Annotated in this window: 1 protein-coding gene; it reads right to left on the bottom strand. The window is 56.1% G+C overall.

Annotated features, from left to right (window positions below; genetic code table 11):
• Window positions 1–228 (bottom strand): hypothetical protein (locus ACY9Z2_RS19475; protein WP_463611321.1); only part of this gene is annotated, 228 nt, incomplete at both ends.

Here is a 228-nt window from a genome sequence, read left to right as displayed (position 1 = left end):
CCTGCCCGCGGTGCAAGAACCTTGGCCATGAAAACAACGAGCTTCAGGTAGTGCAAGAGCGTGAAGGCGCACTCAGGAACTTCGCCGTCGTGGTACAGCAGCCGAATGGTCTGATTCGCTGTGTCCTTCGTGAGTTCGACCTGTTTCAAGAACTCGGTCGTCATCACGTTTGCGGATTGGGTGAAGAACGTCTGGCCAGGCTGCTCCATCACCTCGCCATAAGTTGCC

It is taken from the genome of Virgibacillus sp. GM2-2 (assembly GCF_055329585.1).
Note: the sequence above shows the minus strand (reverse complement) of the source record. Positions and strands in the feature narration are given on the sequence as shown.